Source organism: Christiangramia pacifica (genome assembly GCF_057221535.1).
On record NZ_CM170146.1, the window covers coordinates 1,715,481 to 1,741,228 of the forward strand.

Sequence of the window (25,748 nt, forward strand, 5' to 3'; positions counted from 1 at the left end):
AATCTTGCGTTAAAGTAAAATACGAATACTAACCAATTCGTTTTGATCCGAAAATTAACTTCAGGCTTTCTGCCTTTTTTATTTCTGCTTTTTTCAGCAGTAGATCTTTCATTCTCCCAGGAAATTAAAGTTCTGGAGGGTCAGATACTTTCAGATAGTATAGAACCTTCAAATATTCATATCGTAAATCTTGACCTGGAAAAAGGGACCACAAGCAGCGAATCGGGGAAATTTAATATTCCTGCCAGAACCGGAGATCGTGTTTTATTTTCCTCATTACAATTTGAAAATCGTGAGATAGTAGTTAGTCGGGAGAATTGGGAAAAAGGCGAAATGGGAGTAACCTTGTTTCCAGCCCGGAATGAGCTGGATGAAGTGCAGATCACCGATCTAAAATTAAGTGGGCATCTCGATCTTGATGTTCCTAAGATCAAATATTTTGAAAGGGAGAACTATGGAATTCCCTACGCTGAGAAAAAACTTACCCAAACAGAAAGGAGGCTTTACACTGCCAATGCCGGCGTGACCAGTAGGTGGAGTTATCTGGGAATTCTACTTGGAGGACTACCACTTGATGTGCTGATGAATGATATTAATGGTAAGACCAAATACCTTCAGGCTCTTCAAAGGCAGGAGCAATTACAGGCTAGAGTTCAAACGGGAATCGATATATTGGGAAAAAGCTTTTTTACAAGTGAACTTCAACTTCCGAAAAGTGAAGTAGAGAACTTTGTTTATTATTGTGCAGACGATCCTAATTTCCAAAATATTCTTACTTATCAAAATGATCTTGACCTTATAGAATTCTATAAAAGCAAGTTAGAAGACTTCATCAATCTTAGACAATTAAATGACTCAGAGGAAGACTAATTCATCAATCATCTTACTGTTCTTCTTATATATGATTGTTCCGAATATGGACGCTCAGGAAAGAAAGCTGATAAATGGACAGATCCTGGTAGACAGTATGAAAATTGCCTCTGGAGTTCATGTGATTAATATGAATGCCGAGACAGGAACCACTACCGATGATCAAGGCAAGTTCAAGATCTTGGCCAAAAAAGGGGATAGTATTTATTTCTCTTCTGTGCAATTTGAAAATATAAATAAGATAGTTCAGCAGAATGACCTTCAGGATGTTATGCAGGTTAGACTTATTCAGAAATATAATGAATTAGACGAGGTTCAAATTGATGATATTAGGCTGTCCGGAGTTTTATCTGAAGATGTAACCCGGATGCCGAAGTCCATTTATGAAAAACTCGGTTTGCCCTTTCCGAAGCCGCGAAGATCAAGCCTTGAAATTGCTATTCAATCTGCACGGGGTAATGGTCCTTTGATTTCTGTATTAAATAAACTGAACGGAAAAGATAAGATGCTGGAAAAAGCAGAAGAAAATTTTGAAACACAAACTCTGGTGAACAAGGCTTTAAACCTAACGGGGCAAAGTTTTTTTACAGAACAACTAAAACTTGATGAAAAAGAAGTGCTGAATTTTATTTACTTCTGTGCAGATAATGAAGATTTTAGGAAAATGGTAAATTCAGAAAAAGTGCTGCAGCTAATAGAATATTACAAAAACGTATTAGAATCCTTTAAAGAATTGCGGGAGCTGGATTAAATTGCTTTTTTTGCTATCCTCATCAATCAATAAATTTCGAGAATGAATAAATTATTAAAATTAAAACCGATTTTTTGCCTGCTTATCCTGGCTTTTTCAGGAATAAACTTATCTGCCCAGGAACAGGTGACGCTTAAAGGTGAAATTGAAGCATCTCAGTCTGACGTTGAAAAAATCCATATAATTAATCTGAACCTCGAGAAAGGAGCAGTTACAGATGCTGAGGGTAATTTTAGTATTCCGGCAAGGATCAATGACAGTCTTTATGTGTCTTCGGTGCAGTATCAGAATAAAACGCTTCTGGTCACAGAAGAAATGTATAGATCTGGGATTCTGACCATCAAACTTCAGAACAAAATGAATGAATTGGCAGAAGTGGTCATAGATGATATTAAGCTTTCGGGCCATCTGGCCAGCGATATCAATAAGATCTCGATAAAAGAGGTGGAGACTAAGAATAGGCTACAAACAAATCTGAACGATTTTATAGAAAAGGATAGAAAGTTGAACCCGTATGAAAAGCCCAGTCCTGCAGGAGGAATCAGGATCGATAAGATTGCCGGAGCAGTAATAGATAAACTATCCAAGGAAAAAGAAATTCCAAAAACCTATACTTCAAAAGAACTGGCAAATAAGAGTATCAAACTGGTAGGGCTTGAATTCTTTAAGGAAGATCTCCAGTTGAACGAAAATGAGATCTGTAATTTTCTTTATTACTGTTCAGAAGATATTAGATTTAAAAATCTCGTCAATGATGAAAACGCCTTTGTGCTAATCGAATATTTCGAGAATAAGATCGATGATTTTAGAAAATTAAGAGGAGAAGCATTAAATTCTGGCAAGCAAATTCCGGGATAAAATTTCAATCACTTAAACCTTTTGAACCTATAAAAGTCTAAGGATTGGAAACTGGGCCTTCCTGTTTGGTTTGGTATTTGCTCTTTCAAGCTTAAAATTCAAAATGAAGAAAACTTTTGCTTTATTCTTTGCGCTGATTTTTCTCACATCTTTCTCAGCAAAAGATCATGAAACTTACCTAAGTGTCACTGAAATAGAATATGATCTTGAACAAAAAAGTGTTCAGATAATTTCCAGGGTTTTTATCAATGATTTTGAAGATGTTCTAAGCAAAAGATATCAGCAGAATATTAGCCTTTCTTATAAAGCAGACCTGAAATCAAATAAAATGCTCATGCAAAAATACCTGGCAAAAAAGCTGGTGCTTCAGGTTGATGGGAAAGAGATAAATCTGAAATTACTAGGCAGCAAATTTGATGCAGACCAAATAGTGCTTTTTCTGGAGGCAGAAAACATTCAAACATTTAAAAAGGTAAAAGTTGAAAATCTTATTCTTACCGATCTATTTGACGCTCAGAAAAATATTACCCACGTAAAAAAAGGTGATGATATTGAAAGTATGTTATTGACGAAGGCCAATAGCAGGAACACAGTTATTTTTTAGAAAGCATTCCTCAATGGAATTAAAAATACTTATTTTTAGCAACCTTAAATTAAAACAAAGTAAATGAAGAGATTAAACATGTTATGCTCCGTGTTTTTAATGTTCGTTTTTGCCGGTGTATCTGCACAGGACACTGAACAGAAAGAACCACGACAAGAGGGCCACACAAACCAGAACAAGTTCAGGCAAATGTACCAGGAACTTGCTACTCCTAATCAATATAGAACGGCTTCCGGAGCACCGGGACCGGCTTATTATCAGAATGAGGCCGATTATAAGATGGATATTGTTCTGGATGATAAGAATTCAGTACTTACAGGTGAGGAAACTATTACTTACCACAATAATTCTCCAGAGGACCTGGAATATCTTTGGGTTCAATTAGACCAGAATATTCGTAAAAAGGATGCTCCGGCACTTCAGAAAGATGGAGATGGTATGGCTCCTGCTACAACTGCAGGAAGATTTGCCAATACTTACCTTGAAGAGCCATTTGATGGTGGATTCAATATCAAGGAAGTTTCAAAAGATGGTTCTGAATTGAAATATAAAATTCACCAGACGATGATGCGTGTTGATATGGCACAACCTTTAAAGTCTGGAGAAAGCTACACCTTCAAGATCAAATGGTCTTACAATGTAAATAACCACGTGACCAACCGTGCACGTTCTGGTTATGAATTCTTCGATGAAGATGGTAATAAAGCCTATGTTATTGCTCAATTCTTTCCAAGAATGGCTGTATACAATGACGTAGAAGGTTGGCAGAACTACCAATTCTGGGGTAATGGGGAATTCGCTCTTCCTTTTGGAAATTACGAAGTGAATATTACTGTTCCTGCAGATCACGTGATGGAAGCAACTGGAGAACTTCAGAATAGAAAAGAGGTTTACTCTAAAGATATGATGAAGCGTTACGAGCAGGCTAAGAAAAGTTATGACAAGCCGGTAATGATCGTTACTCAGGAAGAAGCAGAAGAAGCTGAAAGAGGTTTCTCTAATAAGACAAAAACATGGACCTATAAAGCAGATATGGTTCGTGATTTCGCATTTTCTACTTCCAGAAAATTCATCCTGGATATGATGGCTGTAGATGTGATGGGGAAAGATGTGATGGCTGTTTCTTTATATCCTAAAGAAGGTAATCCACTTTGGGAAGAATGGTCTACAAAGGTTGTGGCAAGTACTTTAAAAAGTTACTCAGAACATACATTCCAGTATCCTTATCATAAAGCTGTTTCAGTACATGCTAAGAATCAGGGAATGGAGTATCCAATGATCTGCTGGAACTATGGACGTCCAGATGAGGATGGAAACTATAGCGACCGTACAAAATTCGGAATGATGAGCGTAATTATTCATGAGGTTGGTCACAACTTCTTCCCGATGATCGTAAACTCTGATGAGCGTCAGTGGGGATGGATGGATGAAGGTATCAATACTTTTGTGCAATATATGGCAGAGCAGGAATTTGCGGAAGCTTATCCAGATGCTGTTGCTCCAAATAGCAAATATCCTTCTAGAAGAGGAGAGCCAAGTAAGATCGTTCCTTATATGAAAGGAAACCAGGATTATATTTCTCCGATCATGTCTAATCCTGAGCAGGTACACCAGTTAGGAAACAATGCCTATGGAAAACCTGCAACTGCTTTAAATATTCTTCGTGAAACTGTGATGGGTCGTGAGTTATTCGATTATGCTTTCGCTACCTATTCGAACAGATGGATGTTTAAACACCCAACACCGGAAGACTTTTTCCGAACTATGGAAGATGCCTCAAGTATCGATCTTGATTGGTTCTGGAGAGGATGGTTCTACACTACAGACAATGTTGATATCGGAATCAAAGAAGTGAATAAATATTACGTAACTGATACTCCAACTAAAGCGGGTAGAGAAATGTTACAGAGATATGGTACTACTCCTGAAGAAACAAAGGCACTTTACGTAGTTACCGAAGATGATGAAGAATTCAGCGAAGACATGAAGAATAAGTCATTGTTGGAAAGTTCTGAATCACTTCAGGCTTACGTTATGGACAACTTCAGTGAAGAAGAAAGAAAAAATCTTAAGACTCCAAAGTATTTCTACCAGGTGGTTTTTGAAAAGCCAGGAGGATTAGTAATGCCATTAATTATTGAGGTGTCTTATGCTGACGGAACTTCAGAAAAGATGACTTATCCAGTACAGATCTGGAGAAAGAACGATAAGACAGTTAGTAAAGTAATTCCTTCAAACAAGGAAATTACCAGTATTACGATTGATCCTGATTTGGAAACTGCAGATGTTGATGTAAATAATAACAGCTGGCCAAAGAATGAGAACAAAAATGAATTTGATGAATTCAAAGATTCTTCTGAAGACTAGTATTTATTAGCAATAATATTTAAGCCGACTTTAACGAGTCGGCTTTTTTTATGCTTAGATTTGTATATATATTTGTCACACTATGCATACGTTACCTTTATTTATTAGTGGAGCTGAAATAGCTTTTATCATGTTCATCCTGGTGATGGTTTTTGGAGCAGATAAGATCCCTGATATCGCCAGAGGATTAGGAAAAGGCATGAAAGCGGTTAGAAATGCCTCTAACGACATCAAAAGTGAAATTCAGAAAAGTGCCGATAAGCAAGGCATTGATACAGATTTTACAAAAGATGTAAGAGGAGAAATAGATAAGGTAAAAGAGGATATTGACGAGATTACTGGATCTATTAGACGTAAGCCCTAATTCTTGTTTTTAATGTGGGAGAAAATTGAGCAATGGGACAGGGAGCTGTTTATCTATCTCAATAGCCTCGGCATTGAAAGGTATGATAGTTTCTGGATCTTTGTAACCAATCCGAGACATTGGATCCCTCTTTATTTCGCATTCTTTTTATTCTTTTTCCTTGCATTTCATTGGAAAAAGGCTTCATTTTCAGTTCTATTCTTATTAGCGACGGTATTCTCAACCTGGGGGTTTACTAACCTTGTAAAAAGTATTGCCTTAAGATTGCGGCCAAATAATACGCCTGAACTTGCAGACGTAATAAGGATACTTCAGGAGCCTACCAATTATAGTTTCTTTTCAGGCCACTCTTCAACTTCTTTTGCTGCCACCACTTTTGTAGTATTAGTGCTAAATCAAAAGACAAAATGGATCTATCTGGCCTATATCTGGCCAATCATTTTTGTGATGAGTAGAATATACGTTGGTGTGCACTATCCGGGGGATATCATCGTAGGAATGATCGTTGGGATTATCTTCGCGATCGTATTTTACAAGCTTTATGTAAAATCCGGAAGAAGATTGTATTGATTATTTTACCCTGGTAAGAGTCAATCCATCTCTTATAGGAAGGATTACTGTCTCCACCCTTTCATCCTCCGCAAGCATTTTGTTATATTCTAATAAGGCCTGAGTAGATTCATCATCTTTTTTAATTTTTTCAACCACTTTTCCAGACCAGAGAACATTATCTGATAGTATGATCCCGCCTGGATTCATTTTTTCAATGATCAATTCGAAATATTTCGGATAATTTGGTTTATCGGCATCTATAAAAACCAGATCGAAATTTGAATCTATTTTTGGGATGATTTCTGTGGCATCGCCCAAATATTGCTTGATCTGAGATGCATATTGGGACTGTTCAAAATATTTATTCTGAAAATCATAAAGCTCTTCATTTACATCTATTGTATGTAAAAGTCCACCTGGTTGCATACCTTCTGCCAGGCATAATGCAGAATACCCGGTATAAGTACCAATTTCAAGAATATTCTCAGGATTTTTCATCTTCGACAAAAGGCTTAAAACCCGACCTTGGTAATGTCCACTAAGCATTCGCGGTTGTAAGATCTTTTGATTTGTTTCTCTATTAAGTTTATATAGAATTTCAGGCTCTTTTTGTGAATGAGCCACGATGTATTCATCAATATCTTCCGGTAAAAAATGCATCTATTACGTTTTAGGCAAAATTAAAGATTTTATGCGGGGTTTCGGCCCTGTGTCTTTTAAAACGAAATTGTATTTTTACGAAAAATTCAAAATATGCAATTCGAGAATTCCAGGGAATTTGCCAGAAGTTTAGATAAACAGGATAAACTTTCCAGATATAGAGATGAATTTATTTTTCCGAAAGTAAATGGAAAAGAGGTGATTTATTTCGTGGGAAATTCACTCGGACTTCAGCCAAAATCTGCTAAGAAATACGTTGACGAGATCATGAAAGACTGGGCAGAACTTGGAGTGGAAGGTCATTTTCATGCCGAAAAATCCTGGTGGGATTATCATGAACGATTTTCCGAAAAACTGGCTAAAGTAGTTGGAGCAAATCCAGAGGAAGTTACTGTGATGAATACGCTTACCGTGAATTTACACCTTCTTATGGTTTCTTTTTACAGGCCTTCAGGGAAAAGATTTAAAATTATTTGTGAAGAAAAAGCATTTCCAAGTGACCAGTATATGATTTCCAGCCAGGTAAGATTTCATGGTTATGATCCCAAAGATGCTATTGTAGAAATTAAGAAGAGAGAAGGAGAGAATAATTTTAGAACGGAAGATGTTCTGGAAAAAATCAAAGAAGTAGGTGAGGAGTGCGCACTGGTCCTTATTGGAGGTGTAAATTATTATACCGGGCAGGTTTTTGAAATGGAGACCATCACTAAAGTTGGTCATGAAGTTGGAGCTTTTGTTGGTTGGGATCTTGCGCATGCTGCGGGAAATATTGAACTGAAATTAAGCGAATGGAATGTAGATTTCGCGGCCTGGTGCAGTTACAAATACATGAATTCTGGACCTGGAAATGCTTCCGGATGTTTCATAAATAAGAAATATCACAATAAAAAAGATATTCCGCGATTTGAAGGATGGTGGGGACACAATAAAGAACGTCGTTTTTTAATGGAACCTGAATTTCAGCCGGAACCAACGGCAGATGCCTGGCAAATAAGTAATGCACCAATTCTCGCCATGGCACCATACCTAGCTTCACTGGAAATGTTTGCTGAGGTTGGCATGCCAGCACTTATCGAAAAGCGTAATAAAATAGTTGCTTACCTGGAATTTATATTGCACGAAATCGATAAGGATGTTGCCAGCACTTTTGAGATAATTACGCCTGCAGATCAGGAAAGTAGAGGAACCCAATTATCAGTATTTTTACATGGAGAAGGGAAGGAGTTGTTTAATTACCTCATGGAACAAGGGGTGATTACAGACTGGAGAGAGCCAAATGTTATCAGGCTGGCACCGGCACCTTTCTACTGCTCCTTTGAAGATATGTATGATTTTGGTCAAATTTTGAAACAAGGTATTTTAAGTAAGCAAAAAGCATAAAAAAAAGGAGGCATTGGCCTCCTTTTCTGTTTTCATCTCAGTATTTATTCTACTGAAATATCTGTAAAAAATAATTCAAAATTTCCATCTTCAGATTTATGCATTTTTGAGATTTTGACACCATCGAAATCTTCATAATCCTCCCAGGTAGTAGCCATTTCTCTTCCACCTCCGGCGGCTTTGTACACCCATTCCTGGATCATGAATTCATCATCAAAATAGATATCGTAACTATCTCCTGGAGTATACCCACCTTCAGCAGGAAAACTTACGGTTAGCATTTGCATTTCATCGCCACTTATTGGGGCCTTCGCTATCTTTGCTTCACTAAACTCAGCATCAGACCATTTAAGTTGGTATGGAAATAACAACCAGTAAGAATCGTTCACAAACCGCTGATCTATATATTTTTTTTCGTCCGCCAGGCTATCCTTCTTCGTATAGCTCATGGTAGAATCTTTTTCTGTAAGACTAATTTTATTCCCTTTTGTGTTCCAGGTCCATCGTCTTTCAGATCTCAAACTATCATTGACTTTTACATTAAATGTGAACTTGATCTTGCTAATGCTATCAAATTTTTCAAAACCATTGGCCATGGCGATCTTTTCGTGTACTTCAAGATTTGGATCTTTTTCGATCTTTTCCTGTTCTTTTTTCTTTTCGTTGCATGAGATCATGAAAACACTCATGATCGCTAGAAATAGTAATTTTTTCATCGAGTTAGTTTTTATTAAAGATAGTAATAATTGTGATCTACAAAGCGCTAATACTCATTCCACCATCTGCTACAATATTTTGTCCGGTTACAAAGGAAGATTTATCCATGGCCAGAAAACTTATGATTGAAGAAATTTCTTCTGCTTCAGCTACGCGATTTAACGGTGTTCTACTTTTGATAGACTTCATTTTTTCATCATTATGCAGATAACCTTTAGTAAGTGGGGTTTTGGTAAACCATGGAGATACAGAATTCACCCTGATTTTGTCATCTGCCCATTCCACTGCCAGGCTTCTAGATTGCTGAAGTAGACCGGCTTTAGACATAGCATACGGAGTTCCAGTCCCTACATCCTGAATTGCCGCGGAAGAGGCGACATTTATTATTGCCGCATTTCCTGATTTTTTCAAGAATGGATATAACGAACGGCTAATTTCAAATGGAGCAACCAGGTTTATTTCAAGGACTTTTCGAAATTCCTCTTCAGAATAATCTTTTGCTTTTTTCCTGATATTTATACCAGCATTATTTACCAGGATATCTAATCTATTCCAGTTCGAATCAACCCAATTTACCAATGCTTTAATATCTTCAGATTTTGAAGAATCGGCTACCATTCCTGATACTTGATATCCTTTAGATTTCAGTTCTGTTTCTAAAGATTTTACTTCCTCTTTATTTCTGGCGGTAAATAATACTTCCGCTCCTAGTTCAAGAAATTCAATTACCGTGGCTTTTCCAATTCCTTTGGTTCCGCCGGTAACAATTGCTTTCTTTTTTTTTAAATTCCACATAAAACCAATTTTAAGCAGTGATATTTTTAAACAAAAAAACCCTTTGATCTCTCAAAGGGTTGTATAAATTTTTCAATTATTTATAGTCGTCTTCCGGTTAACAATTTATAAAGAATAAGGATAACGGCTAAAACTATTAAAATGTGAATAATGCTTCCAAGATCTGGAAATGCAAAATATCCTACAAGCCATCCAATTACCAGTAAAACGATAATAAGCCAAATTAAATCTCTCATGTTAGGTTGATTTTAAGACACGCACAAGGCTTGCCGTTGGTTAATAATAAATATTAGTTAGTTAAAATGTTGATTAATTACACCACTAATTTAGATAATAGATGAAGCTGCTATCACGCATTTAACCTTGATTTAACTTTAGTTGCTAAAACTCAGTTGGATGGCTAATTATTTTCTTAGCCCGCTTTCTAATTTCTTCCATTTCTTCGGGATCCTTCTTATCTAGTAGGCTCAGCATCATGTTCATTCGCTGATTGCCTTCAAAATTCTCACGATTGGAATCTAGAAAATTCCAGTAAAGATTGTTAAAAGGACATGAATCTTCCCCTGTTTTTTTGCTCACTTTATAGTGGCAATTTGAGCAATAATTGCTCATTTTGTTTATGTAACTACCACTGGAAACATAAGGTTTTGTAGCAACGATACCGCCATCTGCAAACTGGCTCATTCCTCTAGTATTGGTGATCTCCACCCATTCAATAGCATCAATATAGATTCCCAGGTACCATTGGTCTACGTGATCTGGATGAGTTTCTGTGAGTAGAGCATAATTTCCAGTGATCATCAAACGCTGAATATGATGCGCGTATGCATTCTCCAGGCTGTTTTTAATGGAATGATGCAGGCAATTCATTTTAGTTTTAGCATCCCAATAGAAATCTGGAAGATCATTCTGATTTCTAAGCTTATTAGATCTCTTGTAACCAGGCATTTCTTTCCAGTAAATTCCGCGCATGTATTCTCTCCAGCCAAGTATCTGCCTTACAAAACCTTCAACCTGGGAGATGTCTATCTCATCTTTATGGTCATAATAATATCCAACTACGGAATCAATGACTTCTTTCGGGCTTATCAATTTGCTATTAAGGGCGAAAGACAATCTTGAGTGGAAAAGGTAAGCTTCATCGGTATGTAGAGCATCCTGGTAATCGCCAAAATGAACCAATAAGTTTTTGCAAAAGTAGTTGAGTACGGATAGTGCGTCCTCCCGGGAAGTAGGCCAGTTAAAATTTTCAGCCTCAACTTCGCCCATAGTTTTAATACCTGCTTCTTCTATCTCTTTTAGAATACCTGAAAGATCTTTTCTAAAACCTCGCTCATGGGGGATTTCAGGTTCACCTTTCCATTTTTTTCTATTCGATTTATCAAAATTCCATTTTCCACCTTCTGGATCTTTAGCATTCATCATTAAAATTTCGTGTTTTCTACGCATGTCGCGATAGAAATACTCCATCACCATTTGTTTCTTGCCTTCATAGAATTTTTCAAGATCATCTCTTTTTGTAAAGAAGTGTTCAGTATCAAAAGCTTCTGATTCTATATCAAGATCTTCACAGATTTTTTTCAATTGTTCGTCAAGACGGTATTCGTCTGGTAACTGATATTCAAATTTTTCAAATGATTTTTCTGAAATGAGCATTTCCAGGTTTTTCCTTAAATCCTGTTCGTTTTGCTTATCGTTTATTTTGAAATAGATTACTTCATGATCCCTTTCTTTCAAATGTTCCGCAAAATTTCTCATCGAACTAAAAAACGCCAGAACTTTTTGAACATGATGCACCACGTAGTCGGTTTCCTGTCGCATCTCCATACAAACATAAGTTATATGGTCCTGCTCTTCTTTAAACCAGCTATGATGGTGATTTAACTGATCACCAAGGATCAATCTGAGTGTTTTTAATTTTTCAGCCATAAATCCTGGTATTGATTATCCGGATCATATCGATCTGCCTGACTTTTTATATTGAACTTTCTATCTCTCGGATCATTTCCGACTCCACTGTTGTACATCCAGTTTCCCCAATTGCTATGTACATCGTAGTCTATAAGCATACTTTCAAAATAAGAAGCTCCTTTTCTCCAGTCCTGTTTGAGTTCTTTTGCCCAGAAACTATTTACATTCTGTCTACCTCTGTTACTCATAAAACCTGTTGCGGCGATCTCCTTCATGTTGGCATTTACAAAATCTTCCTTAGTATCGCCTTCTATCCATTTTTTTAAGCTTTCTTCATCTGTCTTCCACTCCAGGTCTTTTTCCAGAATGCCGCCAATTTTAAAAATCTTATTTCCATGTTTTAGTGAGATATATTTAAAGAAATCTCTCCAGATCAATTCGAAAATTAGCCAGTAAGTGCTTTGATTACTTTTAACCTCTTTTTCATATTTCCTGACTTCATGATAGATCTGTTTGGCAGATATTGATCCATTGGCCAACCATGCTGAAAGTTTTGAGCTGTATGATTTGCCAACCAGTCCGTTTCTGGTTTCTTTGTATTCAGAAAGATTTTTTGTTTCCCAGAAGTATTCCTGAATTCTCTTTTTAGCCTGATCTTCTCCACCTTTAAATGGAAAAGCAGTTCTTGAATCTTTTTCAAAAGATTGCAAGCCTAGATCTTCAAGGCTGGGAATCGAAGTTTTGTTTTCTATAAAATTCGATTTGTCCTTCGATTTTATTGATGGAATCAAATCCCTTACTTCTGATTTCTTTTCGCATGATTTTCTGAAATCTGTAAAAACTTTGGGTATATCCTGAAAAGATTTAAATGGAATATCGTCTGGATGAAAAAGAAACTGCTGGTAGAAAGATTCAAATTTGATTTGAGGAATGGCTTCTTGCATTTTTTCTTCGACCTCCTTTTCTTCCTGAGTCCATTCCTTTTGGAAGTAAATGGTTGAAATTTCATGTTCTTCAACCAGTGTTTCAATGTATTCTTCTGGTTTTTTCTGAAATATTAGAAGCGGGATATTCAGATTTTCCAGGTTATTCCGTAATTCTTCAATGCTTTCAATTAAGAACTGTGCCCGGAATTTCCCTGTTTTTGGAAATCCTATTTCAGTTTTTTCGAATTGCCGAGGGTCGAAAAAATAGACCGCGATCACTTGCTCGTTTTCTTCAGATGCAATTTTTAATGCTTCATTATCTGAAATTCGCAGATCATTTCTAAACCATACTAATCCTTTACTCATTTTTTATTTTTTCGACATTTTTCACTGCAATATTTTACCTCTTCCCAATCCTTTTCCCATTTTTTTCGCCATTTGAAGGGCCTTTTACAAACAGGACATATCTTTTCAGGTAGATTGGCCTTTTTTACATTTTTCATTGATTACCATCATCACTAAAAAATGACTTTACTTCCTGACCTGGCCTGGCATAATGAAAGCGGTCCAAAAGAGTAGGAAGAGAATAGCCGTCTAGACCGTTTACTGCAACGGTACCGGCATCGTCAAGTCTTAACCATCCGTCTGGCATTTGAATTCCTTCATCAAAGTAGATGTGCTCTATGGAAGCAACCACTAGAAGAGTGTCATTTTCCTTAATTTTGTATTCGTTGAGGTATTTACAGCCTAATTTAATTTCAGACTGCTTTACATAGGGAGCATGAAAATTATCAAGGTATTCTTCATCAAGTCCGGTCTTATGGAATTCTGAAATATCTTCATCATATTTTGCGGCAGTTTGATGAGCCTGCTCTATCATTTTTTCATGAATATGGTTTACCGTGAAATATGAAGTTTCTCTAATATTATCGTAAGTATTTCTTGCCACGCTTAAGGGTCTGGTCACAAAACCTAACATGGCGGGATCGCTGCCCATATGAGTAACCGAACTAAAAACCGCCACATTTGGATTCCCATTTTTGGATTTGGTGGCAATTAGATTGGCAGATTTATATCCGGTGCAGCTATTTATTAGATTCAGACGGAAAATTTTTTCCATCTCCTTGATCTGTTCAGAGGTAATATGCTTCATAAAAAAAGGTCAGTTTTTAGACTGACCTCAATTTATTGATTGCTTAATTAAAAGCCTGTTAATGTATTTTTAAATTAATCCTGATTCTCCATTTTATTGATAGCCATTTCATATTCTTCCATAGCCTCTCTAACCTGGTCGATATTATCTGAAGCTTTTTGGTGAGCATCTTCCATCACTTTTTCCAGATTCTTATCTGGATGTTCAAATAAATCGGTGATCACATGATTGATTTTATCAATTAGACTCCCCTGAGTATTCTTGATATCTTCAAGTTTGTTTAATGTAGACCTCATGTGGTCCAATTTCGCCTGATCCATAATTTTGTGTTTTTAGTTGATCTAATTTACCGCAACATTCAAATGGTCCAAAAACTCTTAACAGCTTTTAGAACAGGTTTATTATAAATTTATGAAACCTTTTCTTCCTCGTATCTCGGATAGTCGGTGTATCCCTTTTTTCCAGGAGTATAGAAAGTGTCTTCGTCATATTCAGCAAGAGGCCATTTATTCTCGAATCTCTCCGGAAGATCTGGATTTGAAATGAACCACTTTGCGTAGGCTACCAGATCTGCATTTCCAGAATTGATAACTTCATTACCAGATTCGCGATCAAATCCATTATTGATCATCAGCGTGCCTTTATATATTTTCCTGTAGTGTTTGGCAATTTCAGTTTCCAGATATGGCACATCAGATACATCGGTGAAAGGTTCAGATAAATGAACATAAGCAAGATCGTAAGCGTTTAATTTTTCAATAATGTAATCAAACGTAGGTATACTCTCTTCACTGGCGACAATACCGAATGACTTATGCAGAGAAGGGTTAAACCTGCATCCAATTTGGTTCTCAGGCCAAACTTCGCTTACGGCTTCCAATACGTCGAAGAAAAATCTTGCGCGGTTTGGAATATTCCCGCCGTAATCGTCTGTTCTCTGATTGGCATTTTTATTAAAAAACTGGTGGAATAAATATCCATTGGAAGAGTGTATTTCAATACCATCAAAATTTGCCTCCTTGGCCATTTGAGCAGCTTGCTTAAATTCCTGGATAGTTTCCTGAATTTCCTGAATGCTCATTTCCTTTGGCTCCACGGTTTTTTCAAATCCTTCCGGGGTATAGACCTGTTCATTAGGATTGATCGCACTTGGAGCTAAAGGTTTTTCTCCTTCATGAAATTTAGGGTGAGAAATCCTGCCACAATGCCAAAGCTGAATAAATATCTTACCATCCTTCTCATGAACTGCTTCCGTCACTTTTTTCCATCCTTCAAACTGAGCGGCAGTGTAAATTCCTGGAGTATTTACATAACCCACACCTCTTTCAGAAACCTGGGCACCTTCCGTAATTATTAATCCTGCACTTGCTCGTTGGGTATAGTACTCAACATGCATATCTGTTGGGGTATTTTCAGGATTATCGGCGCGACTTCTGGTCATAGGAGCCATAATCACCCTGTTTTTCAGAGTTAAATTACCTAGTTTGTAGGATTGCAGTAGGGCTTGTTTTTCTTCACTCATCTTTTATTTTTCTTTAAAATTACCAGTTATCATCCTTCTTCGCTGTTAATTAAATTATAAATCAGGACACAGGCCCATCTTCAGCAAAAACTGGAAGTCTCAGGCCTAATTCATAATTATTAAGTAATTTCGCGTATAAGAATAATCAAGATCTCGGGACATTGAACCTACTGTTCCGGGATTTTCTTTCAAACCAATTCATGCAAAAACAAAAAGATGTAGCAATAGTGGGATCCGGACTTGTGGGATCTTTGCTAGCTATCTTCCTGAGGAAACAAGGACATAAGGTTACTGTATTTGATCGCCGACCCGATGTCCGAAAAGTTCAGTTTTCTGGAAGGTCTATCAATCTTGCCATGTCTAATAGAGGTTGGAAAGCTTTACGTGAAGCAGGTATTGAAGATGATATTAGAAAACTTGCCTTGCCTTTGGATAAAAGAGCGATGCATGTGGAAGGAAAGGAAGTTTATTTTCAAAAATATGGCGAAGAAGGGGAAGCAATTTATTCTATCTCCAGGGGAGTTCTGAATAGAAAAATGATTGACCTGGCCGAATCTGCCGGTGCTGAATTTCGATTTGAAGAAAAGATCTGGGATGTAGATATGCAGGAAGCCAGACTTTATACAGGAGAATCTGAAAAAAGCGTCTGGAAAGAATACCAATTTGATCTTATTTTTGGTGCTGATGGGGCTTTTTCACGTGTTCGTCATAAAATGCAAAGACAAAGCAGGTTTAATTATTCACAGCATTTTATCGATGTCGGCTATAAGGAACTTACAATTCTCGCCAATGAAGATGGTACTCATAAGCTCGATAATTCCTCTTTTCATATCTGGCCCAGAGGGAATTTTATGCTTATAGCGATGCCAAATCTTGACGGAACTTTTACCTGTACACTTTTTATGCCTTTTGAAGGAGAAACATCTTTTGAAACAATAACGACTGAGCAGGAAGCGGATGCGTTTTTTGAAAACTATTTCCCTGATATCAAGGACGAAATCTCGAATCTAAAAAAGGATTTTTTCAAGAATCCAACCAGCGCCATGGTTACCATTAAATGTTTTCCGTGGTCTTACTTCGATAAGATCACTCTCGTTGGAGATTCAGCTCACGCCATAGTTCCCTTCTACGGGCAAGGTATGAATGCCGGGTTTGAAGATATTTCGGTGCTTAATGCTAAAATGGATAAGTACGGAGACGACTGGGAGCAGATATTTCAGGAATATCAAACAGAAAGAAAACCTAATGCAGATGCCATTGCAGAATTGAGTTATAGGAATTTTATCGAGATGAGTAGTAAAACGGCAGATCCTATGTTCTTACTACGTAAAAAGATCGAGAAGAAATTTGCCCAGAATCATCCTGATCTCTGGATACCTTTATATTCAAGAGTTACTTTTTCTGATAAAGCATATGCTGAAGCTTTAAAGATCGGAGATTACCAGAGAGGGATCATGGACCAAATCATGCAAACTCCTAAAATTGAAGAAAAATGGGATACGCCCGAAATTCAGGATAAAATATTAAGCCTCATAAAGAGATAAAAAAAAGCTGCCATTTCGCAGCTTTTTTTATTAGTGAGCATCCTCTTTTAAGATGTCCGGAAACTTTTCTTTAAATCTATTCAGCCTCGGAATTGAAACTTTTTGAATATATGGATTTTGAGGATTGTTCTTTTCGTAATTCTGATGGTAATCTTCAGCAACCCAGAATTTCTGAAAAGGCAAAATTTCAGCAGCGATTGGTTCACTATAATTTTTAGCAACTTCAGCTTTAACTTCTTCTATAATTTTTTTTTGCTCAGCATTCTGATAAAATATGATAGAGCGGTATTGTGAACCCATATCCGGTCCCTGTCCGTTCACCTGAGTTGGATCTTGTGAACCAAAATAAACCTCCACCAAAGTTCTAAAACTTACTACATTTGGATCATAAATCACCTCTACAGCTTCTGCATGACCGGTTTTACCAGTGTTGCTTTGCTCGTACGTTGGATTTTTGGTATGACCTCCAGAATATCCTGAAATAGATTCTTCAACCCCTTCTATACTTTCATAAATAGCTTCTACGCACCAGAAACATCCGCTGGCAAAATATGCCTTTTCCATTCCGTTTTCAGCAGGAACACTTACCGGTTCAGCATTTGCTATTTCAGGATTTGTGGCATTCGAATTGTTTGCTTGATTTCCGCAGGCTAAAAAAGCCAGGCTTAAAAGATTCAGTATTAAAAATTTCATGTTTATTTTCTTTTATAAGTTCCTTCTAAAGTTTTCTTTCCGTAGAGAGCGTAGTCAACGGCAATTTTTCCATCGATACTAAAACCTTTCCAGTCCAGTTTATAACCATTATTTACCGAGGTTAAAATAGCAATTGGTGTACCAGTTTCAAATTTATCCCAGGGAATATCTGCATTATTTGTTTTTGAAGACTTTCCGGTATAATAAACTTTTATTTCATTACCGACTTTCTCAAAACGTGCTATTACATAAAGATCATTCTCCTTAAGACATAGTTCTGATGAGTCTCCTATAATTTCCAAACAATAACAGTTGCAGCTATTGTCATCAGTATGTTCAGTGTTTATATATGTCCCTTTAAGATTTGAAATTTTGTTGGAGTTAGCTTCGTTTTCAGTCAGAGAATCACCTTTAGATCCTTCTTCAGTAAATTCTGAAGTATTATCCGAGGAAATGCTATTGGAATTTTGATCAATATTCTGATTTACATTCTGGTTAGGATCTGCGTCAGGATCATTGTTTTCTTTCGAATTTTTACAGGAAATTATGCTAAAAAACAAGCATATTAGAATAACGGTAGCTCTCATATTAACTGAAATTGGGTTAGCTAAAGATAAGTGTTATAATAACGAAAATTGTAAAATACTTGTTAATCCGCATCAGGACAACACTTTTGAAAAATTGGTCATAAAAAAACTGCCTGAAAAACTTTTGCTTCAGATCTTGCGATCTTACTGTTATTTTCCAGGCAGTCTAAATTTTAAAAAAGAAAGAGTCTAGAACTTCTTGAACATTCCTTCCATTTTTTCCTGTTCTTCTTTAGCAAGCTCCTCGTCTACAAGAATTCTTCCACTGTGTTCATCGGTGATGATCTTTTTACGACCAGCAATTTCCATGATTACTTGTGGTGGAATCGTGAAAAATGATCCTCCTGAAGCTCCACGCTCAACTGGTACCACGGCAAGACCATTCTTTACATTACTTCTAATTCTCTTATAGGCAGTAACAAGTCTATCTTCGATGTTCTTCTCGTATTCCTGAGATTTCTCGATCAAAGCTTGCTCTTCTTTTTCTGTTTCTTTCAGAATTTCATCAAGCTCACTTTTCTTATGCTTTAAGTGCTCCTCACGTTCAGAAAGCTTTTCTTTCGTTTGGGCGATCACTTCTTTCTTCTGCTCGATCTTTGCCTTATACTCTTTAATGTGCTTTTCAGCAAGTTCAATCTCTAATTCCTGGAATTCAACTTCTTTACTTAAAGCATTAAATTCTCTGTTGTTACGAACGTTCTTTTGCTGCTCAGAGTATTTTTTGATCGTGGTCTTAGACTCCTCAATCTGGTTCTTCTTGTTCTTGATGTCATTATCAATGACTTCTATATCTGCATCCAGTTTCTCCAGGCGTCTGTTTAAACCTGCTACTTCATCTTCCAGATCTTCTACTTCCAGAGGTAATTCGCCACGTACGTTTCTAATTTCATCAATTCGCGAATCCACCAACTGAAGATCGTACAGTGATCTTAACTTCTCTTCTACAGTAACATCGTTTTTTTTCGCCATATTATAAATAATGTATTGGATTGGTATTTGTATCTGCTAAAATAAGTGCAAAACTACTAATTTTTTTGCTAAGAAAAGAATATAGTAAATTTTTTGTAAACTGTTCACTTTCATAGTGTCCAATATCTGCTAACACTAGCTTTTCCTCGGCTTTATAGAAATCGTGATATTTAAAATCTGCTGAAATATATACATCGGCTCCTGCAGATTTTGCATTCTCAATGGCAAATGCACCGCTTCCTCCCAATACGGCGACTTTTTTTATTGGTTTGTTCAAAAGTCTGGAATGTCTGACGCATCCGGTTTTAAAAGTGTTTTTCACTTTTTCTAAAAATTCTTTTTCATCTTCTTCAATTTCCAGTTCCCCGATCATCCCCATGCCTAAATGCTGATTTTTATTTTCAAGCGAAATGATCTCATATGCAACCTCTTCATATGGATGGGTCCCAAAAAGAGTTTTCAGGACTTTAGATTGCAGGTGAGCCGGAAACGTGATTCCAATCTGTGATTCTTCTTCGTAATGAATCTTTCCTTTTTCTCCCTTCACCGGATTGGAGTCATCATTGCCTTTAAAAGTTCCTTTTCCGGTCACATTAAAGCTGCAATGGTCATAATTGCCAATACTTCCTGCACCTACGCTGAAAAGCGCTTCCCTTAGCTTTTCGGCACTTTCCGTTGGTACAAAAGTGGTTAACTTTTTTATAGAATCTTTTCTCGGTATCAGAATTTTGCGGTTTTTTAAGCCTAATTTTTCTGAGATCATATCATTCACTCCTTTGAATTGGTTGTCCAGAGCTGTATGAATTGCATAAATCGCAATATCATTTTTAATGGCTTTCAGAACCGTTTTTTCCACATAATTTCGGCCGGTAAGTTTTTTCAGTCCTGAAAAAATGATAGGGTGGAAGCTGACGATAAGATTACAATTTTTTGAAATTGCTTCCTCCACCGTTTCCTCCAGGGTATCAAGCGTTATTAAAGCTCCTGAAACTTTGGTGTTGGCATCACCAACCAGCAAACCTACATTATCAAAATCTTCAGCATAATTGGTGGGAGCGAAATCCTCAATAATACTAATTACCTCCTTTATGATCATAATTTAATATTTTAGCTTTCCGTTTGATAGTTAACTGACTCCCGGTTGTGGTATTTTTCGCCAGTAAACCGTGATTGTTCACTTATCTTTCAAAGATAAATATTCTAGAAAGCCTTACATGCCGAAATTTAGAAAATTGCTTTATCCCTTTTCCGTGCTTTACGACGCGGTTACCGGCACGAGAAATATTCTATATGATAAAAATATACTGAAGTCTGAAAGCTATAAATTTCCGGTAATATGTGTGGGGAATTTAAATACGGGCGGTACGGGAAAATCTCCAATGGTGGAATATTTAATAGATCTTTTAGATCGCAATTATAAAGTTGCCACTTTAAGTAGGGGTTATAAAAGAGAATCTAAGGGATTTAGATTAGTTAAATCTGAGGATAAAGCTGCCCTTACCGGTGATGAACCTCTGCAATTCAAAAATAAATTTCCGGAGAGTATTGTTGCTGTAGACGCAAATAGGAGAGAGGGTATAGAAGAGTTGATGAAAATTTCTCCTGATGTCATACTTCTTGATGATGCGTTTCAACACAGGAAAGTTGAGGCTGGTTTCAATATTCTACTTACTGCTTACGGTGATCTTTACGTGAATGATCTTTTGCTTCCTGGAGGAAACCTTCGTGAATCATCCAAAGGAGCCGAAAGAGCTGATGTTATTGTGGTTACCAAATGTCCGCAGAAACTTTCTGAGGCCGAAATGGATAAGATCAAGACAAGCCTAAATATTTTGCCAGGTCAGAAAGTGTATTTTTCCACGATTGGTTATGCTGATGAATTATTATCCGGTTCAAATAAAATGGGTGCTCAGGAGCTGCCTTCTGAAAGATTTACACTAGTAACAGGTATTGCAAAACCAGAGCCTCTAGTAGATTACCTAAAGAGTAGAGACTTGAAATTCGAGCATAAAAAATATCCAGATCATCATAATTTCAGCGATAATGAAATAAATGAATTACAGAAGCTGGAAATGATTATCACTACGGAAAAGGATTATATGCGATTGAAGGATCACATCAATGCTGAGCGGATTTTTTACCTACCGATCAAAACTGTATTCCTTGATGGAAAGTCTGAGTTTGATAGATTAATCATCGATTTTGTGAATAAAAAATGAGGTGTGGAAACACCTCATTTTGCTTTGGCTAATTCAAACTATATAAGTGTTGTAATCTCTATATAATTCTACTAGCTATTCTTTTGCAAAGCCTGTGCCAAACATCCTAAACGGTTGTTTCTCTGGCGGCTAGATATTTATTGATCTTATGGAAAAATTCTTCCGTTTTGTAAGGCTTCGGAATAATATCATTGAATCCATTCAGGTAGAACTCATCAAGGTTATCATCCAAAGTTACCGCGGTTAAAGCAATGATTGGAATTTCAGGATTGAATTTTCTAATTTCAATGGTCGCTTCTATTCCTGTAATTCCCGGCATGTGAATATCCATTAAAATAAGGTCGAATTCATTGTTCTTAACTTTTTCGATCGCAATGCTACCATTATCAGCTACGTCACAGATCACCTTATTCTTTTCAAGAATCTTTCGGGTGATCATTTGATTGATCTTATTATCCTCTACCACGAGAATACGCTTGTCGATCATGATATCATTGGTAAGTTCCGTTTCTTTGATCTGAACCGGAGTTTCTTCCATTACAGTGTTCTTGATCTCAGCTTCCGGTGCCTCGAAATCTAGTTCAAATGTGAATTTCGAGCCTTCACCTAATTCACTTTCAAGTTCTATCTCACTATTCAATAAACTAAGCAGATTCTTTACAATGGAAAGTCCGAGACCTGTTCCCCCAAATTTCCTGTTGATCTGTGTAGATCCCTGAGTGAAATTTTCAAAAATAGCTTTCTGCTTTTCTTTGCCAATTCCTTCGCCGTTATCCTTTATTTCAAATAAAAGAGAAACTGTTTTTTCTTTCTGCTTGGTCTGTTTTACAGAGATCCAGATATCTCCGTCTTCAGTAAACTTGATCGAGTTTCCAAGAAGGTTGATTAGGATCTGGGAAATTTTCAGCGGATCACCAACCAATTTTTTAGGGATATTCTTATCAAAATCGAAATGAATCTTGGTGTTCTTTTCATCTGCTGAATTCTTAAGCGCAATTAAAACGTCAGACATTCTTTTCTCGAGATCAAAATTGGATTTTACGATCTCTACTTTATTTGCCTCAAGTTTGTTAAGATCAAGAATGTTATTGATAAGAGATAATAGATACTCTCCTGAAAATTTTAAGGAATTCAAATGTTCTTTCTGACTTTCTGTAGGACTTTCTTCCAATAAAAGATGGGTAAGTCCCGTAACTGCATAAAGCGGAGTTCGAAGTTCGTGAGTAATAGTAGTTAAGAATTGGGCTTTAGCAAGAGATGCTTTTTCAGCATTTTCTTTTGCTAAAATCAATTCAGAATTCTTTTTCTGTAATAACTCGTTTGCCCGAGCCCTTAAATTGTTGTTCTTATATAATGATAAGGTGAGCAGCGATAGAATGGTGATAAGGGCAACACTTAAAATGGTGGTTAATTTATTAACTTTCAACGTTCTTTCCTGCTCTGCATTTTGCATTGTTAACTCGTCAAGTGTGCTTTTCAATGCATCTACACCTTCTTTTGCATTTGCCTCTTTGAGCAAAGCTTCTTTGTTGATATTAAAAACATACTCCCGTACCTCATTCATCTTTTGAAGATATTTGAGAGCAGCGGCGGGATTATTTCTTGCTTCTGAAATTTCGCTTAGAATACCATAGCTGTACATGGTCATTCCTGTATAATTGTCTTCTTGGGCAAGATCTAAGGAGGTTAAAGCTGCTGTTTCAGCTTTTTCATAAGCACCTTTGAAAAAGTAAGCTCTCGCCAGAAAATATTGAAGCCTGGCTAGCTCATAATTATTAGTGCTATTCTGAAGGTAAATTTCAGCATTCTTCAATTCAGATAAAGCTCTCTCGCGAGTATCTTCATTACTTAGCCATATAACCGCCTTATTCAGGGAGATTAATCCTAATTGCTCTTCATTGTCTTCTGCCTCGTAATACGTTTTCGCCAGATCCAGGTATTTTAAAGCACGGTCTAATTCTCCTTTCGAATTAAGGATTTTGGAATAAAGAACATAAGAATAGGCGAGTCCAGACTGATCATCAATTTCCCGTTGAATAGAGATCGCTCTTTCAAGCTGGGTAATACCTTTGTCGTATTCATGGCGCACCTGAAACATCCTGGCAAGTATACCACTAGTTAAGGCTATATAACGTTTGTGATTAATTTGCTTGGCGTATTCTAAGGACTGGTTTAATTGTTCCTGTGCCTTATCAAATTCCATCATATCGATAGAATTTTCAGCTTTGGCCAGTAATTCTTTGATTTGTTCCGGCTTAGGATCGCCTTTTATTTTCTTTGAGTCCTGAAAACCAAAGGCAATAAAACAACAAAAAAGTAAAATGATAAGCTTTAAGTTCTTCATTCGGGAAAATAGCTAGAAGCTGTTAATGTGGTTAAATATAGCTATTTATCGTTAATGAGTGAAATTAAATCGATAAGACGATTGGAGTATCCAATTTCGTTATCATACCACCCAATAAGTTTAACTAGCTTTTTTCCAATTACCGATGTCATCTGCGCATCGAAAATGCAGCTGGAACTGCGGTCTAATATATCTACGGAAACAATGGGATCTTCAGTATATTCAATGATTCCCTTAAATGATCCATGAGAAGCTTTTTTGAATAATGCGTTTACTTCTTCAATAGACGTATCATTTTTCACATTAAGAGTCATATCCGTCAAAGATCCATTTGGAACCGGAACTCTAATTCCACAACCACCAATTACTTCGCTTAAATCTGGGAAAATACTGGTTAAAGCTTTTGCAGCTCCTGTAGTCGTAGGAATGATTGATTGCGCTGCTGCTCTGCTTCTTCGTAAATCCCTGTGCGGCTGGTCATGTAAACTTTGATCTGAAGTATAGGAATGCACTGTAGTAATATACGCCTGCGTCACCTCGAGATGATCATGAATAACCTTCAACATTGGCGCGGCGTTATTAGTGGTGCAAGAAGCGTTTGAAATGATCTTTTCAGTACCATCAAGAATATCTTCGTTCACGCCCAGTACAACCATCTTAATATTATCATCCTGAGGAGGAACTGATAGAATAACTTTTTTTACACCATCTTTTAAATGACCTTTTAAGCTGTTTTCAGTTTTGAATTTGCCTGAAGATTCTACCACAATGTCTACCTGATAGTCATTCCATGGAATTTCTTCCGGATTGAAATGATTAAGTAGTGGAAATAATTCACCGTCAATTATGATCCCTTTATCGCTGGAAGTTATTTCATTTGAAAGTCTCCCGTGAATTGAGTCATATTTCAGCAGGTGAGCCAAACTGTTCGAGTCGTGAATATCATTGATAGCCACCACTTGAATGTTTGAATGCTTTAAAAGTATTCTGAAAAGATTTCGCCCGATTCTTCCAAAACCGTTAATGGCAATATTGATTGGTTTAGCCATTCACTGACTAGTTAATGTGTTTTTGAGCTTTATACGAAGATCTTACCAAAGCACTACTTTCAACATGTCTGAAACCTAATTCCAAACCTATTTGTTCATACTTCTTGAATTGATCTGGTGTAATGAATTGCTTTACAGGTAAGTGTTTTTTACTCGGCTGAAGGTATTGACCAATTGTAACTACATCAACTCCTGCTTCCCGAAGATCTTTCAAAGTCTGGATCACTTCTTCCTCTTGTTCCCCAAGGCCAAGCATGATTCCTGATTTAGTTCTTCTAATGCCATTATCCTTAAGATATTTCAGCACAGCAAGACTGCGATCATATTTCGCCTGAATTCTAACTTCTCTGGTAAGTCTTCTAACGGTCTCCATATTATGAGAAACCACCTCAGGAGCTACTTCGATAATTCTGTCAATATTTCTTTCATTTCCCTGAAAATCTGGAATCAGGGTTTCCAGTGTAGTTTCAGGATTCATTCTCCTGATCGCCTTTACTGTTTCTGCCCAAATAATAGAACCCATGTCTTTAAGATCATCACGGTCTACGCTGGTAACAACAGCATGCTTAATTTGCATCAATTTGATCGATCTGGCTACTTTTTCAGGTTCATCCCAATCAACCGTTTCCGGTCTTCCGGTTTTAACACCACAAAAACCACAAGACCTGGTACATACATTTCCCAGGATCATAAAGGTAGCGGTTCCTTCACTCCAGCATTCTCCCATATTTGGGCAACTACCGGAAGTACAGATAGTATGAAGGTCATACTTATCTACGAGACTCCTTAATTCGGTGTATTTTTTTCCAGTAGGAAGTTTAACACGAAGCCATTTTGGTTTTGGCTTTCTTTCGGTTTTCGATTTTACGGGCGCAACGTCTGTATTCATAGCAAAAATCTGTGGTTCAAAGAT

The 25,748-nt window shown here is 36.9% G+C and carries 27 protein-coding genes; 10 read left to right on the top strand and 17 right to left on the bottom strand.

Annotation, left to right across the window (positions count from 1 at the left end):
• Positions 1 to 42 precede the first annotated feature (42 nt).
• The 7 genes from AC2S94_RS07875 (at position 43) to AC2S94_RS07905 (ending at position 6,384) form a co-directional block, all read left to right on the top strand.
• The gene (locus AC2S94_RS07875) at positions 43 to 870 is read left to right on the top strand and encodes a hypothetical protein (RefSeq protein WP_484628059.1); all 828 of its coding nucleotides are present in this window, start codon (positions 43 to 45) and stop codon (positions 868 to 870) included.
• Entirely contained in the window at positions 851 to 1,621 is a 771-nt protein-coding gene (locus AC2S94_RS07880; RefSeq protein ID WP_484628060.1) for a carboxypeptidase-like regulatory domain-containing protein, read from the top strand. The genes AC2S94_RS07875 and AC2S94_RS07880 overlap by 20 nt, the downstream gene beginning before the upstream one ends.
• A gap of 42 nt (positions 1,622 to 1,663) precedes the next feature.
• On the top strand, positions 1,664 to 2,479 hold the full coding sequence (locus AC2S94_RS07885; protein ID WP_484628061.1) for a carboxypeptidase-like regulatory domain-containing protein: 816 nt from the start codon (positions 1,664 to 1,666) through the stop codon (positions 2,477 to 2,479).
• Positions 2,480 to 2,582: 103 nt separating this feature from the next.
• Positions 2,583 to 3,083, top strand: a complete 501-nt coding sequence (locus AC2S94_RS07890) for a DUF6702 family protein (RefSeq protein ID WP_484628062.1) — start codon at positions 2,583 to 2,585, stop codon at positions 3,081 to 3,083.
• Positions 3,084 to 3,146: 63 nt separating this feature from the next.
• Positions 3,147 to 5,450, top strand: a complete 2,304-nt coding sequence (locus AC2S94_RS07895; protein ID WP_484628063.1) for a M1 family metallopeptidase — start codon at positions 3,147 to 3,149, stop codon at positions 5,448 to 5,450.
• Between the two features lie 82 nt (positions 5,451 to 5,532).
• The gene (locus tag AC2S94_RS07900; RefSeq protein WP_484628064.1) at positions 5,533 to 5,814 is read left to right on the top strand and encodes a Sec-independent protein translocase subunit TatA/TatB; all 282 of its coding nucleotides are present in this window, start codon (positions 5,533 to 5,535) and stop codon (positions 5,812 to 5,814) included.
• A 12-nt stretch (positions 5,815 to 5,826) separates the two neighbouring features.
• Entirely contained in the window at positions 5,827 to 6,384 is a 558-nt protein-coding gene (locus AC2S94_RS07905; protein ID WP_484628065.1) for a phosphatase PAP2 family protein, read from the top strand.
• Here the strand turns inward: AC2S94_RS07905 and AC2S94_RS07910 are convergent, their stop codons facing one another.
• Complete coding sequence (locus tag AC2S94_RS07910) at positions 6,385 to 7,026, bottom strand: O-methyltransferase (protein WP_484628066.1); 642 nt, start codon at positions 7,024 to 7,026, stop codon at positions 6,385 to 6,387.
• A gap of 93 nt (positions 7,027 to 7,119) precedes the next feature.
• Between AC2S94_RS07910 and kynU the strand changes: the two genes are divergently transcribed.
• On the top strand, positions 7,120 to 8,406 hold the full coding sequence (gene kynU, locus AC2S94_RS07915; protein WP_484628067.1) for a kynureninase: 1,287 nt from the start codon (positions 7,120 to 7,122) through the stop codon (positions 8,404 to 8,406).
• Between the two features lie 44 nt (positions 8,407 to 8,450).
• Here kynU and AC2S94_RS07920 read toward each other — a convergent pair whose 3' ends face one another.
• The 9 genes from AC2S94_RS07920 to AC2S94_RS07960 form a co-directional block, all read right to left on the bottom strand.
• On the bottom strand, positions 8,451 to 9,122 hold the full coding sequence (locus AC2S94_RS07920) for a hypothetical protein (protein WP_484628068.1): 672 nt from the start codon (positions 9,120 to 9,122) through the stop codon (positions 8,451 to 8,453).
• A gap of 37 nt (positions 9,123 to 9,159) precedes the next feature.
• Entirely contained in the window at positions 9,160 to 9,918 is a 759-nt protein-coding gene (locus AC2S94_RS07925) for an SDR family oxidoreductase (RefSeq protein ID WP_484628069.1), read from the bottom strand.
• Positions 9,919 to 9,998: 80 nt separating this feature from the next.
• Positions 9,999 to 10,154: a lmo0937 family membrane protein gene (locus tag AC2S94_RS07930; protein ID WP_011710576.1), complete on the bottom strand. Its 156-nt coding sequence runs from the start codon at positions 10,152 to 10,154 to the stop codon at positions 9,999 to 10,001.
• A gap of 145 nt (positions 10,155 to 10,299) precedes the next feature.
• A complete protein-coding gene (locus AC2S94_RS07935) occupies positions 10,300 to 11,847 on the bottom strand; it encodes a cryptochrome/photolyase family protein (RefSeq protein ID WP_484628070.1) in 1,548 nt (515 codons plus the stop codon).
• The gene (locus AC2S94_RS07940; RefSeq protein ID WP_484628071.1) at positions 11,832 to 13,121 is read right to left on the bottom strand and encodes a DASH family cryptochrome; all 1,290 of its coding nucleotides are present in this window, start codon (positions 13,119 to 13,121) and stop codon (positions 11,832 to 11,834) included. The genes AC2S94_RS07935 and AC2S94_RS07940 overlap by 16 nt, the downstream gene beginning before the upstream one ends.
• Positions 13,118 to 13,258, bottom strand: coding sequence for a DUF2256 domain-containing protein (locus tag AC2S94_RS07945; protein WP_484628072.1), 141 nt, complete (start codon positions 13,256 to 13,258; stop codon positions 13,118 to 13,120). Before AC2S94_RS07945 ends, AC2S94_RS07940 begins: the two co-directional genes overlap by 4 nt.
• A complete protein-coding gene (locus tag AC2S94_RS07950) occupies positions 13,255 to 13,908 on the bottom strand; it encodes a flavin reductase family protein (protein ID WP_484628073.1) in 654 nt (217 codons plus the stop codon). Before AC2S94_RS07950 ends, AC2S94_RS07945 begins: the two co-directional genes overlap by 4 nt.
• Positions 13,909 to 13,982: 74 nt before the next feature.
• Positions 13,983 to 14,228: a hypothetical protein gene (locus tag AC2S94_RS07955; RefSeq protein WP_484628074.1), complete on the bottom strand. Its 246-nt coding sequence runs from the start codon at positions 14,226 to 14,228 to the stop codon at positions 13,983 to 13,985.
• A gap of 89 nt (positions 14,229 to 14,317) precedes the next feature.
• Complete coding sequence (locus tag AC2S94_RS07960) at positions 14,318 to 15,430, bottom strand: alkene reductase (protein WP_484628075.1); 1,113 nt, start codon at positions 15,428 to 15,430, stop codon at positions 14,318 to 14,320.
• A gap of 200 nt (positions 15,431 to 15,630) precedes the next feature.
• On the opposite strand from AC2S94_RS07960, the gene AC2S94_RS07965 reads away from it, so the two are divergent.
• Positions 15,631 to 16,974 (top strand): FAD-dependent oxidoreductase, encoded by a 1,344-nt coding sequence (locus tag AC2S94_RS07965; protein ID WP_484628076.1) that lies wholly within the window; start codon positions 15,631 to 15,633, stop codon positions 16,972 to 16,974.
• A gap of 30 nt (positions 16,975 to 17,004) precedes the next feature.
• On the opposite strand, the gene msrA is transcribed toward AC2S94_RS07965, so the two are convergent.
• The 4 genes from msrA to AC2S94_RS07985 all read right to left on the bottom strand — a co-directional run bounded on the left by msrA (position 17,005) and on the right by AC2S94_RS07985 (position 20,319).
• Positions 17,005 to 17,667, bottom strand: coding sequence for a peptide-methionine (S)-S-oxide reductase MsrA (gene msrA / locus AC2S94_RS07970; protein ID WP_484628077.1), 663 nt, complete (start codon positions 17,665 to 17,667; stop codon positions 17,005 to 17,007).
• 2 nt (positions 17,668 to 17,669) lie between these two features.
• Entirely contained in the window at positions 17,670 to 18,254 is a 585-nt protein-coding gene (locus AC2S94_RS07975) for a hypothetical protein (protein ID WP_484628078.1), read from the bottom strand.
• A gap of 189 nt (positions 18,255 to 18,443) precedes the next feature.
• Positions 18,444 to 19,223 carry a zinc ribbon domain-containing protein gene (locus AC2S94_RS07980; RefSeq protein ID WP_484628079.1) on the bottom strand — a complete coding sequence of 260 codons (780 nt, stop codon included), beginning with the start codon at positions 19,221 to 19,223 and terminating at the stop codon, positions 18,444 to 18,446.
• Position 19,224: 1 nt separating this feature from the next.
• Positions 19,225 to 20,319, bottom strand: coding sequence for a Nif3-like dinuclear metal center hexameric protein (locus AC2S94_RS07985; RefSeq protein ID WP_484628080.1), 1,095 nt, complete (start codon positions 20,317 to 20,319; stop codon positions 19,225 to 19,227).
• A gap of 118 nt (positions 20,320 to 20,437) precedes the next feature.
• Between AC2S94_RS07985 and lpxK the strand changes: the two genes are divergently transcribed.
• Positions 20,438 to 21,442 carry a tetraacyldisaccharide 4'-kinase gene (gene lpxK / locus AC2S94_RS07990; RefSeq protein ID WP_484628081.1) on the top strand — a complete coding sequence of 335 codons (1,005 nt, stop codon included), beginning with the start codon at positions 20,438 to 20,440 and terminating at the stop codon, positions 21,440 to 21,442.
• A 106-nt stretch (positions 21,443 to 21,548) separates the two neighbouring features.
• On the opposite strand, the gene AC2S94_RS07995 is transcribed toward lpxK, so the two are convergent.
• The 3 genes from AC2S94_RS07995 to lipA are packed head-to-tail and all read right to left on the bottom strand — an operon-like array spanning position 21,549 to position 25,724.
• Positions 21,549 to 23,786 (bottom strand): hybrid sensor histidine kinase/response regulator, encoded by a 2,238-nt coding sequence (locus AC2S94_RS07995; RefSeq protein ID WP_484628082.1) that lies wholly within the window; start codon positions 23,784 to 23,786, stop codon positions 21,549 to 21,551.
• 41 nt (positions 23,787 to 23,827) lie between these two features.
• Positions 23,828 to 24,835: a type I glyceraldehyde-3-phosphate dehydrogenase gene (gene gap / locus AC2S94_RS08000; RefSeq protein ID WP_484628083.1), complete on the bottom strand. Its 1,008-nt coding sequence runs from the start codon at positions 24,833 to 24,835 to the stop codon at positions 23,828 to 23,830.
• A gap of 7 nt (positions 24,836 to 24,842) precedes the next feature.
• Complete coding sequence (gene lipA / locus AC2S94_RS08005; RefSeq protein WP_300436765.1) at positions 24,843 to 25,724, bottom strand: lipoyl synthase; 882 nt, start codon at positions 25,722 to 25,724, stop codon at positions 24,843 to 24,845.
• Positions 25,725 to 25,748: the final 24 nt, after the last annotated feature.